This is a genomic window from Pseudomonas sp. S34 (genome assembly GCF_009866745.1).
GTDB classification, from domain to species: domain Bacteria; phylum Pseudomonadota; class Gammaproteobacteria; order Pseudomonadales; family Pseudomonadaceae; genus Aquipseudomonas; species Aquipseudomonas jessenii.
Map to the genome: position 1 here is coordinate 986,919 of NZ_CP019398.1, position 12,071 is coordinate 998,989.

General features: G+C 60.4%; 9 protein-coding genes. 7 read left to right on the forward strand and 2 right to left on the reverse strand.

Annotated elements, in window-relative coordinates; translation table 11 throughout:
• Positions 1-114 precede the first annotated feature (114 nt).
• From PspS34_RS04250 to PspS34_RS04265, 4 genes are all read left to right on the forward strand, one after another.
• A complete protein-coding gene (locus PspS34_RS04250; protein ID WP_102669112.1) occupies positions 115-1,908 on the forward strand; it encodes a DUF1302 domain-containing protein in 1,794 nt (597 codons plus the stop codon).
• Between the two features lie 23 nt (positions 1,909-1,931).
• On the forward strand, positions 1,932-3,302 hold the full coding sequence (locus tag PspS34_RS04255; protein WP_150812787.1) for a DUF1329 domain-containing protein: 1,371 nt from the start codon (positions 1,932-1,934) through the stop codon (positions 3,300-3,302).
• A gap of 141 nt (positions 3,303-3,443) precedes the next feature.
• Positions 3,444-5,990 carry a LuxR C-terminal-related transcriptional regulator gene (locus tag PspS34_RS04260; protein WP_154861611.1) on the forward strand — a complete coding sequence of 849 codons (2,547 nt, stop codon included), beginning with the start codon at positions 3,444-3,446 and terminating at the stop codon, positions 5,988-5,990.
• Positions 5,991-6,161: 171 nt separating this feature from the next.
• Positions 6,162-6,851, forward strand: a complete 690-nt coding sequence (locus PspS34_RS04265; RefSeq protein ID WP_154861612.1) for a hypothetical protein — start codon at positions 6,162-6,164, stop codon at positions 6,849-6,851.
• 3 nt (positions 6,852-6,854) lie between these two features.
• Here PspS34_RS04265 and PspS34_RS04270 read toward each other — a convergent pair whose 3' ends face one another.
• On the reverse strand, positions 6,855-7,640 hold the full coding sequence (locus PspS34_RS04270) for an IclR family transcriptional regulator (RefSeq protein ID WP_090453134.1): 786 nt from the start codon (positions 7,638-7,640) through the stop codon (positions 6,855-6,857).
• Between the two features lie 165 nt (positions 7,641-7,805).
• On the opposite strand from PspS34_RS04270, the gene hmgA reads away from it, so the two are divergent.
• The 3 genes from hmgA to maiA are packed head-to-tail and all read left to right on the forward strand — an operon-like array spanning position 7,806 to position 11,066.
• Positions 7,806-9,110, forward strand: coding sequence for a homogentisate 1,2-dioxygenase (hmgA, locus tag PspS34_RS04275; protein WP_150812784.1), 1,305 nt, complete (start codon positions 7,806-7,808; stop codon positions 9,108-9,110).
• A 3-nt stretch (positions 9,111-9,113) separates the two neighbouring features.
• Positions 9,114-10,418: a fumarylacetoacetase gene (fahA, locus tag PspS34_RS04280; protein WP_154861614.1), complete on the forward strand. Its 1,305-nt coding sequence runs from the start codon at positions 9,114-9,116 to the stop codon at positions 10,416-10,418.
• Between the two features lie 12 nt (positions 10,419-10,430).
• Positions 10,431-11,066, forward strand: coding sequence for a maleylacetoacetate isomerase (maiA, locus tag PspS34_RS04285; RefSeq protein WP_150812782.1), 636 nt, complete (start codon positions 10,431-10,433; stop codon positions 11,064-11,066).
• Positions 11,067-11,186: 120 nt separating this feature from the next.
• Here the strand turns inward: maiA and PspS34_RS04290 are convergent, their stop codons facing one another.
• Entirely contained in the window at positions 11,187-11,990 is an 804-nt protein-coding gene (locus PspS34_RS04290; protein ID WP_150812781.1) for a transglutaminase family protein, read from the reverse strand.
• Between the last annotated feature and the right edge of the window lie 81 nt (positions 11,991-12,071).

Consider the following 12,071-nt stretch of genomic DNA (forward strand, 5'->3'; position numbering starts at 1 on the left):
TCGTCTGTGCCAGTCATCCTTTAGAGGTACACCACGAATACCTCCTTGGTGCGCTTATCGACCCCGGTGCCCGGCAGTAGGGTGTGGCCTTCTGTCACTCACCGGGGAAGACGCATGACAAAAACAACAATGCGCGCCATCTTCACACCGCAGGCGCTGGCGGTTGCGGTCGCATTAGGCTGTTGCGCCCAGGCGCAGGCCCTTTCATTCAACATCGGGGAGATCGAGGGGACGTTCGACTCCTCGTTGTCGGTCGGCGCGAGCTGGGGCATGCGTGATGCGGATAAATCCCTGGTGGGCATCGTCAACGGCGGCTCCGGCCAGTCTTCGACCGGTGACGACGGGCGATTGAATTTCAAGAAGGGTGAAACCTTCTCGAAGATCTTCAAGGGTATTCACGACCTCGAACTGAAGTACGGCGACACCGGTGCGTTTGTGCGTGGCAAGTACTGGTACGACTTTGAACTCAAGGATGAAAGCCGCCCCTTCAAGGACATCAGCGATCACAATCGCAAAGAGGGCGCCAAGTCTTCAGGCGGACAAATCCTCGACGCTTTCGTCTATCACAACTACTCCCTCGCCGATTTGCCGGGCACGGTCCGCGCTGGCAAGCAGGTGGTCAGTTGGGGGGAGAGCACGTTCATCGGCAACTCGATCAACAGCATCAATCCGGTCGACGTGTCCGCGTTCCGTCGTCCTGGCGCCGAGATCAAGGAAGGCCTGATCCCGGTCAACATGTTGTTCGCCTCCCAGGGGCTGACGGAAAAGCTGACCGTGGAAGGCTTCTATCAACTGGAATGGGACCAGACGGTCGTCGATAATTGCGGCACTTTCTTTGGTGTCGACGTGGTGGCGGACGGCTGCAACAAGGGCTACACCGTTGCCAACCCGGCCATTGCACCCTTGCAGCCGATTGCGGCTGCCTTTGGCCAGGGCTTCGAGGTCAGCAAGGAGGGGGTGATCGTTCCCCGTGGCGGTGACCGCGATGCCCGGGATTCCGGGCAGTGGGGTACGGCGCTGCGCTGGCTGGGGGACGACACCGAGTACGGCCTGTACTTCATGAACTACCACAGTCGTTCACCGAATGTCGGGACCACCACCGCCGGCCCCGGTACGCTGGCAAGCATTCCGGGAATCGTTGCCACCGCCAACCGCATCGCGCCCGGCACCGGTTCAGGCCTGGCCCAAAGTGTGATGCTCGGTCGCGGCCAGTATTACCTCGAATACCCGGAGGACATCCGCCTCTACGGCGCCAGCTTCGCCACCACGTTATCCACCGGCACCGCGTGGAGCGGGGAAATCAGCTACCGTCCCAACGCCCCGGTGCAGGTTAACACCAATGACCTGACCCTGGCCTTGCTCAACCCTATCGCGGGCGGAGCAGCATCGCCCATTGCCACGTCACCGGGGGCCGACAACAAAGGCTACCGCCGCAAGGAGGTGACGCAGATCCAGAGCACCCTGACGCACTTCATCGATCAGGTCGCGGGTGCAGATCGCCTGACCCTGGTAGGCGAGGCGGCGGTGGTTCGGGTCGGTGGTCTGGAAGCACGCACCAAACTGCGCTACGGCCGCGACTCGGTGTATGGCCAGTATGGATTCGGTGGCGATACCGACGGCTTTGTGACTTCGACTTCATGGGGTTATCGCGCCCGGGCCATCCTCGACTACAACAACCTCATGGCCGGGATCAACTTCAGGCCCAACCTCTCGTGGTCCCACGACGTCGCAGGCTTTGGTCCCAACGGTCTGTTCAACGAAGGCGCCAAGGCCATCAGCCTCGGTGTCGATGCGGACTATCGCAACACCTATACCGCCAGCCTCAGTTACACCGACTTTTTCGGCGGCGACTACAACGTCCTCACCGACCGTGACTTCGTGGCGTTGAGCTTTGGTGTGAACTTCTGATCTGGCTGAAAAGGATGAATTCAATGCGCAAGATGATTCTGCAATTGGGCACCGTTCTGGCCCTGAGTCTGCTGGCCGCCAACGTGATGGCGGCGGTGTCGCCGCAAGAAGCCGGCCTTCTCGGTACCAGCCTTACACCGCTCGGTGCCGAGAAGGCCGGCAATGCCGATGGCTCGATTCCGGCCTGGACCGGCGGCATCCCGAAAAACGCTGGCGCGGTGGACAGTAAAGGTTTCCTGGCCGACCCGTTCGCCAACGAAAAGCCGTTGTTCGTGATCACCGCGGCGACTGTCGACAAGTACAAGGACAAACTCTCCGACGGCCAGATCGCAATGTTCAAGCGCTACCCAGAGACCTACAAGATTCCGGTCTACCCGAGCCATCGCACCGTGGCGTTACCGGCAGAAATCTATGAGTCGGCCAAGCGCAGTGCGCTGAACGTAACACCGATCAACGAGGGTAACGGTCTGGCCAACTTCACTGGCAATCGCTACTACGCATTCCCGATTCCGAAGAATGGCGTGGAAGTGATCTGGAACCATGTCACTCGTTACCACGGCGGCAATCTGCGCCGCACCATCACCCAGGCAACACCGCAGTCCAATGGCGACTTCACGGTGATCCGCTTCAAGGACGAAGTCGCCGTGCCATCGTTGCTCAGCGATCTGAAACCGGGCAGCGACGATAACGTCCTCAACTACTTCAAGCAGGAAGTGACCGCGCCGGCTCGGTTGGCGGGCAACGTGTTGCTGGTCCACGAGACCCTCGACCAGGTCAAGGAACCGCGCAAGGCCTGGATCTACAACGCTGGCCAGCGCCGGGTACGGCGTGCGCCGCAGGTCGCTTATGACGGTGTCGGCACCTCATCCGACGGCCTGCGCACTACCGATAACTTCGACATGTTTTCCGGCGCGCCGGATCGCTACGATTGGAAACTGATCGGCAAGAAGGAGATGTACATTCCCTACAACAGCTACAAGCTCGACTCGCCCAACCTCAAGTACACCGATGTGATCAAGGCCGGGCACATCAATCAGGACCTGACCCGCTACGAGTTGCACCGTGTCTGGGAAGTCGTCGCCACGGTCAAGCCGAGCGAGCGTCACGTGTACGCCAAGCGCCACATGTACATCGACGAAGACAGCTGGCAAGTGGCGCTGGCCGACCACTACGACGGGCGTGGGCAACTCTGGCGCGTCGCTGAAGGGCATGCCCAGTTCTACTACGATCACCAGGTGCCGGCCTACACCGTCGAAGCGCTCTATGACCTGATCGCCGGTCGCTATATCGCCCTGGGAATGAAGAACGAAGAGAAGCGCAGCTTCGAATTCAACATCGATGCAAAAGCGGGGGACTACACGCCAGCAGCCTTGCGGAGCACGGGAGTCAGGTAGGTTTCCTACAGGGTCTTACACAAAAGGGTGACTTTGCGGTCACCTTTTTTATAGCGGTCGATCAGTGTGTTGAATACTTCTTCAACAAGCGCTCGGGAGGGGGCTAGGGTGGCGCCAGAATTATAAAAAAGGCGCACCACAATGACTGCAATGACGCACTGTCTGGACCGCCCTGGCTTCCTGCCCCGACTGTCGTCCCATCATCTGTCCCGCGAGCGACTGATCGAGCCCATGCTGGTTTCGACCGCGCGGGTGAAGTTGCTTTGCGCACCGGCCGGTAGTGGCAAGAGCGCGCTGCTCACCGAATGCCTGCTGCGGGCGCCGGAGCACGCTCGGATCTGTTGGCTGCCGCTGGCGGGGGCGTCGTTGAGTGCAGCCGATTTACTATTGCGCCTGACGCAAGCGCTGGGTCTGCCTTCGACGGATGAGCCCGGGCTGCTGGCACATCTGGCCCGATTACAGGCACCGACCTGGCTGTTTATCGATGATTACTGTCGAGCACCCAATCCAGAACTCGACCGGATGCTCGATCGCCTGTTGGCCGTCGACAGCCCGGCGCTGACCTGGTGGCTGAGCTCCCGTCGACGACCACCCTGCAACTGGCCGCGGCTGCTGCTCGATGATGAGTTGTACGAGTGCGAAGGCCGGACGCTGGCGTTTACCGAGGCCGAGGTCGGGCAGTTGCTCGGTCATGTCGAGCCGAGCCTGGCGGCACAAACCGCCAAAAGGGTGGCTCAGCGCAGTGGTGGCTGGTGCGCTGGCGTGCGGATCGCATTGCTCAATGGTTGTCCGTGGTCGGGTGAGCAGGGGCGTTCGGCGACATTGCTCGATTACCTGCAACATGAGTTGTTCAACACCTTGCCGTCGGAGTTGGTTGAGGTCTGGAAGGTGTTGGTTCATCTGCCACGCTTCAACGCCAGCTTGTGCGAGCATCTTTTCGGTACGGGTGAGGGCGCGCAGTGGTTGCACGCGTTGCAGGACATGGGCTGCTTCATTGAACCCTGGGAAGACTCCGTCGAGTGGTTGCGGGTCTTCGAGCCACTGGCCCGGGAGATGCGTGAAGAACCGACCCCGGCCGGGCGGTCCTGGCATCGCCGCGCGTGCCAATGGTTCAGCGCCGAAGAAGACTGGCAGGGCGCCTTCGAGCAGGCGTTGCTGGCGCAAGAGCACGAGGTCGCGGTCAGCCTGTTGCAACACTTCAGTTTTGAGCATCTGTTCAAGCGTCAGAACGTCAGCTGGTTACTCAAACTGCACGAGCAGCTGGGTGAACAGTTGACCCTGGGCACGCCGCAACGGGTGGGGTTGATCACCGCGGCGTTGCTGTTTGCCGGGCGTTTCGAGCAGGCGGCTGCCTGCATTGGGCAACTGTCCCGATTTGCCCCGCAGCCGACGGCATCCTTGCAACGCCAACTGCTGGCGCGTTGGCAGGCGCAACAGGGTTGGTTGCTGCATTTGCAGGGACGCCTGCCGGCGGCACGGGCGCATTTTATCGAGGCGCTGGACGAACTGGCGGCCGAGGCGTGGCCCGCACGGTTGTTGTGTCTGTCCGGGCTGACCCAGCAAGCGCTGCTCAACGCCGACCTCGATGCCGCCCAGGCCTTCAATCGTGATGCCCTGTGCCTGGCGCGGGCGCAAGGCTCGTTGCTGTTTGAAGGCTTGCTCGAACTCGATCATGCGCAGTTGCTGGAGCAGCGTGGCGCACCGCGGCGAGCAGGGCAGTTGCTGGCCGACATCCATGAAATGCTCGGACGGCAGGCTGATCGACCGACGCCGTTGCTGGGACGAATCGCCCTGCGGCGTGGGCGCTTGGCCTTGTGCCAGGGCCAGGATGAATTGGCCGGTGAATGTTTCCAGGCGGGCCTTGATGACTGCCTCCACAGTCAGGACAAGCATGTCCTGTACGGGTTTCTCGGGCAGGCGCAACTGGCGGCCAACCAACGTGATTACGCCCATGCATTTGATCGTCTGCGCGAGGCCGAACGGTTGATGCAGCAACGGCAGATCCCCGACACGGTTTATCGCGGCGTGCTGCTGCAAATCAGCAGTCATTTCTGGCTGCAACAAGGGCGCCCGGAGTTGGCCCGGGAAGCACTGACCCGGGTCTTGCGTCATTATCGTGGGGCCAACGCGCGCCAGGCACCGCCGGCCACGCTGCAACTGATTGCGCGTATCGAATACCAGTTGGTGTTGGCCGAGACTCAACTGCAACTGGTGCAACGTCCACTGGATCGACTCAAGGCGTTACTCGAACACGCGCAACAACACGCCATGCTGGCGCTGGAAACGGAGCTGCAATTGGCAATCTGCGAAGTGGCGGACCTGACGGGTGAGCCGGACACGGCTCACGCAGCACTGGAGGCCGGGCTGGCGTTGGTCAAGCGTTGTCAGGGACAACAGGCATTGCGTGATTTGAACTTGCGACAGCCGAACCTGATCTGTCGTTTGCAAGGAGAGGAGACGGTGACCGCGCTGGCCCTGGATGCCAGCCTGCTAAGTTGTCGGGAGCTGGAAGTGCTCGGCCTGATTGCCCAAGGTAATTCCAATCAGCAAATTGCCGAGCAGCTGTTCATTTCGCTGCATACGGTGAAAACCCATGCCCGGCGCATTCACAGCAAGTTGGGTGTGGAACGGCGTACACAGGCAGTTGCCATGGCGAAGAAGTTGGGATTGATAATGCAGGCCTGGTAGTTGTTTGTTTTTAGTCGGGAAATGAATTAAAACATATGGTCGCGTGCATAAATAACTGTGTTGATTAGTATGGTCGTCGGCGCTGACAAACAAGCAAGTGCTTGCGATGTCAGTATGTTGAACGACAGATCGAGCAGGATGCTCGGTTCTTTAACGTGACAGGAAGTCTGTATGAGTGACAGTTTTTTTTCTACCAGTAAAATTGTTCTATTGAAGCGTATTCGTGCGGATTTCGCCGTCGAGGTGCTGTTGGTTGAACGCTTGGGGAAACTCGGGATCAACCCGTTCACGACCTATCTGAATACGCTGGTTGATATTCTTGGTACTGATGTCAGCGAGTCCAGGACGTTATTCGATGAGACGCTGGAGTGGGTTGAGAAAGAGTCGCCGCCTAATTATGTTCAGGCTATCAATGGAATCTTCAATCGGCGGTATTCTTTCGAGCCGGAGCATAAGGTTGAAGGGCTGGATCTGATAGAGTTTGAAAAAATAGTAATGGATATCGTCCGTTGGGTGACCGATGCGCCCTCAATCAACCTTTCAAAACGCTCGATCAAGGTTTCTGGTATCGAGCAGGTCCACGCAGCGTTAAAGTATCAGATCCCGGAAATCAATATTGATAATGTGTACTTGACCAGCTTTGTGACTGAGTCGGACGGGCGAAAGATACTTCAGTCCAGAAGTCTGGCCGAAGATATCTTTGCTCATTTTCAACATGATGAAATTCCTTACTATCACGGCGAAGGACTGGGTGTTTACTCGATCGCCTACAGTTCCCGGGAATCTGATTTGCATCCGCAACTCACGATCAAGGACATCAGTGACCTTGTAATCGAAATTGCTCCGGATTTTCTGATCTGATACTCAGGGACTTTCGTAGCCCATTCTCCAACTGACGGCCCGCGTCGCAGCCAGTAACCGCTGCGCCGCCGGGCCGTTTTCATCGGCATGAAACAGTGAGGTCGGCCCGACCACGGTCAGTACTGCCGTGATCCTGCCCATGGCGTTGAACACCGGCGCCGACAAGGCATCCACTCCGGGCATCAAGAGTCCATGCACATGATGCAGGCCCCGATGGCGGATCTGATCGCACATCGTTGCGTAGGCCTGATCATCCGCCAAGGCGTGGGCGGTAACGTTTTGCAGTTCCTGTTCACGCAGATCCACGGTTTCACGCGCAGGCAGGTAGGCGCCAAACACCAGTCCCGTCGAGGAACTGAGCAAGGGCAACACCGAGCCCAGTTGTGTCACCACCGTCACCGCACGCACCGCCGGTTCGATATGCACCACGGTCGCGCCCTGATTGCCCCACACCGCCAGGAAACAGGTTTCGTTCAAGTCATCGCGCAGTTCAGCCAGGGGCAGGGCGGCGACTTTCAGCACGTCCATACTGTTGAGTGCCGCCAACCCTACGCGCAGGGCTTCGCGGCCCAGGCCGTAATGGTTGGTGGCGGCGTTCTGTTCGGCGAATCCGCTGGCGATCAAGGCCTGCAAATAGCGGTGAACCTTGCTCGCCGGCATCTGCACGTGTTCGGCCAGGCGCGACAGCGAAGTCGAAGGCGACAACTCGGCCAGGGCCTTGAGGATGTCGGTGCCAACCTCGGCCGAGCGGACTTTCTGTTTGCCGTTGCTGTCGCTGGTCTTTTCCATGGTGGTGCTGTGATCCCGGGACGAATGGGCGTCTTTATAGCTTGACGGTCAATACCAATCAAATTACGTTATGCGTAATCAAATTACGATAAAAACAACCCAGGCGTGCCTCGACCTCTGCAACAGAGCGAGCGGCCACTGCCGACTCCCTGTTCAGGAGGCTCCATGAACCCCGATTCAACGACGCCAGCGCTGGCCTACCAGTCAGGCTTCGGCAACGAATTCAGCAGCGAAGCGTTGCCCGGCGCACTGCCTGTCGGCCAGAACTCCCCGCAAAAAGCCCCGTACGGCCTTTACACCGAACTGTTCTCCGGCACGGCGTTCACCATGGCGCGCAGCGAAGCGCGGCGGACCTGGATGTACCGCATTCAGCCGTCGGCCAATCACCCGGCATTCGTCAAACTGGACCGGCAACTGGCCGGCGGCCCGCTGGGTGAGGTGACCCCCAACCGCCTGCGCTGGAACCCGCTGGACATTCCCGCCGAGCCGACCGATTTCATCGACGGCCTGGTGAGCATGGCCGCCAACTCGGGCGCAGAAAAACCGGCCGGGATCAGCATCTACAACTATCGCGCCAACCGTTCCATGGAGCGCGCGTTCTTCAATGCTGACGGCGAGATGTTGCTGGTGCCTGAACTGGGGCGCCTGCGCATCGCCACCGAACTGGGCGTGCTTGAACTGGAGCCGCTGGAAATTGCCGTACTGCCTCGCGGCCTTAAATTCCGCATCGAACTGCTCGACCCGCAAGCCCGCGGTTACGTCGCCGAAAACCATGGCGCACCGCTGCGTCTGCCGGACCTGGGACCGATTGGCAGCAATGGCCTGGCCAATCCGAGGGACTTTTTGACCCCGGTGGCGGCCTACGAAAACCTGCAACAACCCACCACGCTGGTGCAGAAATTCCTCGGCCAGTTGTGGGCCTGCGAGCTCAATCATTCGCCGCTCAACGTGGTCGCCTGGCACGGTAACAACGTGCCGTACAAATATGACCTGCGCCGATTCAACACTATCGGCACCGTCAGTTTCGATCACCCCGATCCGTCGATCTTCACCGTGCTGACGTCGCCGACCAGCGTTCACGGCCTGGCCAACCTCGACTTCGTGATCTTCCCGCCGCGCTGGATGGTGGCCGAGAAAACCTTCCGTCCGCCGTGGTTCCATCGCAACCTGATGAACGAATTCATGGGGTTGATCCAGGGCGAATACGACGCCAAGGCCGAAGGCTTTGTGCCCGGCGGTGCTTCGTTGCACAGCTGCATGAGCGCCCACGGTCCGGACGGCGAGACCTGCACCAAAGCGATCAACGCTGAGCTAAAGCCGGCGAAAATCGACAACACCATGGCGTTCATGTTCGAGACCAGCCAGGTGTTGCGCCCAAGCAGTTTCGCCCTTGATTGCCCGCAACTGCAAAACACCTACGACGCCTGCTGGGCTACGCTGCCCGCCACTTTCGACCCGACCCGGAGATAACCCATGACGCAGACTTTCATCACTCGCAGCTGGGTTGCATCCGCCAACGGCCACGCGGACTTCCCCCTGCAAAACCTGCCGCTGGGCGTGTTCAGCCTCAACGGCTCGGCACCGCGCAGTGGCGTGGCGATTGGCGAGCATATCTTTGATCTGCAAGCGGCCCTGGAGGCCGGATTGTTCGATGGCGCCGCGAAGGCTGCCGTCGAGGCCACCTGTGGCGGCCAGTTGAATGCGTTCTTCGAACTGGGCCGCGAGGCTCGCGTCGCGTTGCGCGAGCGTTTGCTGGAACTGTTCGCCGAGGGCAGCACCCTGCACGGCAAGATCGAAGCCCAGGGCGCAAAACTGCTGCCACTGGCGGCGGATTGCGAGATGCACCTGCCGGCGAAAATCAACGATTACACGGACTTCTATGTCGGTATCGAACACGCGCAGAACGTCGGCAAACTGTTCCGCCCGGACAACCCGTTGCTGCCGAACTACAAGTACGTGCCAATCGGCTACCACGGTCGTGCGTCGACCATTCGCCCGTCCGGTACCGATGTGCGCCGCCCGAAAGGCCAGACGCTGCCGGCCGGTCAGAGCGAACCGACGTTCGGCCCTTGCGCGCGCCTGGACTACGAACTGGAACTGGGTATCTGGATCGGCCAGGGTAACGACATGGGCGACTCGATTGCCATTGGCGACGCTGCCGATCACATCGCCGGTTTCTGCCTGCTCAACGACTGGTCGGCACGGGACATCCAGGCCTGGGAATACCAGCCGCTGGGGCCGTTCCTGTCGAAAAGCTTCATCACCAGCATCTCGCCGTGGGTGGTCACCGCCGAAGCGCTGGAGCCGTTCCGTCGTGCCCAGCCTGCACGTCCCCAAGGCGATCCGCAGCCGCTGCCGTACCTGCTCGACAAGCGCGACCAGGCCGCTGGCGCGTTCGACATCGAACTGGAAGTATTGCTGCTCACCGAGGCCATGCGTGAACAGAACCTGCCAGCCCATCGCCTGACCCTGAGCAACACCGGGCACATGTACTGGACCGTGGCACAAATGGTCGCGCACCACAGCGTCAATGGTTGCCAATTGCAGGCGGGTGACTTGTTCGGCTCGGGCACGTTGTCGGGGCCGCAGAGCGGTCAGTTCGGCAGCCTGCTGGAAATCACCGAAGGCGGTAAAAAGCCGATCGAACTGGCCTCGGGCGAAGTGCGTAAATTCCTCGAGGACGGTGACGAAATCATCCTGCGCGGCCGTTGCCGCCGCGACGGTTTTGCTTCCATCGGTTTCGGCGAATGCCGCGGCAAAGTGCTGCCGGCGCGCTAACAGGAGCGGGGCATGGAACTCTATACCTACTACCGTTCGACATCTTCGTACCGGGTGCGTATCGCGTTGGCGCTCAAGGGCCTGGATTATCAATCCTTGCCAGTCAACCTGATTGCACCGCAGGGTGGCGAGCATCGTCAGCCGCCTTATCTGGGCATCAACCCGCAGGGCCGCGTGCCGGCCTTGCGCACCGATGAAGGCGAGTTGCTGATCCAGTCTCCCGCGATCATCGAGTACCTGGAGGAACGTTATCCACAGGTCCCGCTGCTGTCCAAAGACCTGGCTGCCCGTGCTCACGAGCGCGGCGTGGCGGCAGTGATCGGCTGCGATGTGCACCCGCTGCACAACGTCAGCGTGCTCAATCGGCTGCGCCAGTCGGGCCACGACGAACCGCAGGTGGTGGAGTGGATCGGTCACTGGATCGGCCAAGGGCTGGCCACGGTGGAGCAGTTGATCGGTGATGACGGTTACTGCTTCGGCTCCGAACCCGGGCTGGCGGACGTCTACCTGATCCCGCAGCTGTACGCGGCCGAGCGTTTCAATGTTTCTCTTGAGGCTTATCCGCGAATTCGGCGAGTGGCGGCATTGGCGGCCACTCACCCGGCGTTCATCAAGGCGCATCCGGCGAACCAGCCAGACACTCCTTAAAGCCCCTGCACCAGCCCCATGTGGGAGCGGGCTTGTTCGCGAAGGCGTCGTGTCAGCCAACAATGATGTCGACTGACTGTCCGCTTTCGCGAGCAAGCCCGCTCCCACAAGGTTTTGTGATCAGTGAACGATGGAGTTGGGCGGCAAATGCCCCAGCCGCTCCGTCAGGCGAATCCGCTGGATCGGATCGTCGCTGAGCAGCAGCGCATGCTCCAGGTCAAAACGCTCGGCGTTCGGGCAGTCCAGCCGCTGGTACAGGCTGGCCCGGGACAGGTAGTCGGTGGCACTGGAGTTGCCCAGTTCCAGGACGCGATCGGCGTCGATCAAGGCATTGATGACATCGTCGTGGGACAGGTACAACTGGCGCAGGTTGCGCGACAGCCGTTGCAGCATCTGCACCGGCTCGGCGGTTTCCAGGTGCTCGGCGCTGAGCTTGATGTTAGGGCCGTACTGGCGGTGCAACAATTCCCGACAATCGTTGGGGTAAAGGCGACGGCCGCCGCAGGGATCGAGCAAATGATCGGCGCCCGGCACCCGCAGCAGGAAATGCCCGGGGAAGTTGACCCCGACCATGGGAATCTCCAGCCCCCTGGCCAACTCCAGCGCAATCAGCCCCAGCGTCAAGGGTTGTCCACGTCGGCGTTCCAGTACTTTGTCCATCAGTGCCACTTGCGGGCGCAAGGGTGTGAAGTCGTCCTGGGCGAAGCCAAGGTCGTTCATGCGCCGCAACAGCGGCTGGGCCAGTTCACTGACTGGCAGCATCGGCAAGCCACCGCTGACCCGTTGTTGCAACGCCTGGAAATCGGCCAGCAGCGCTTGCGGCTCCACCTCGCTGTCGTGCTCGGCCGCAATCCACAGTGCCGCCTCGAACAGCGCGGGCGGTGAACGTTGCAGGCAGGCGAAGAACGATTGGCGCGGGGTCATCAAAATCTCCGGGCAATGCCTCGTTTTAGCCCCCTCTCCGGCATTCGTCCAGTACCGTACAAGAGCGACCACGGGTTATTT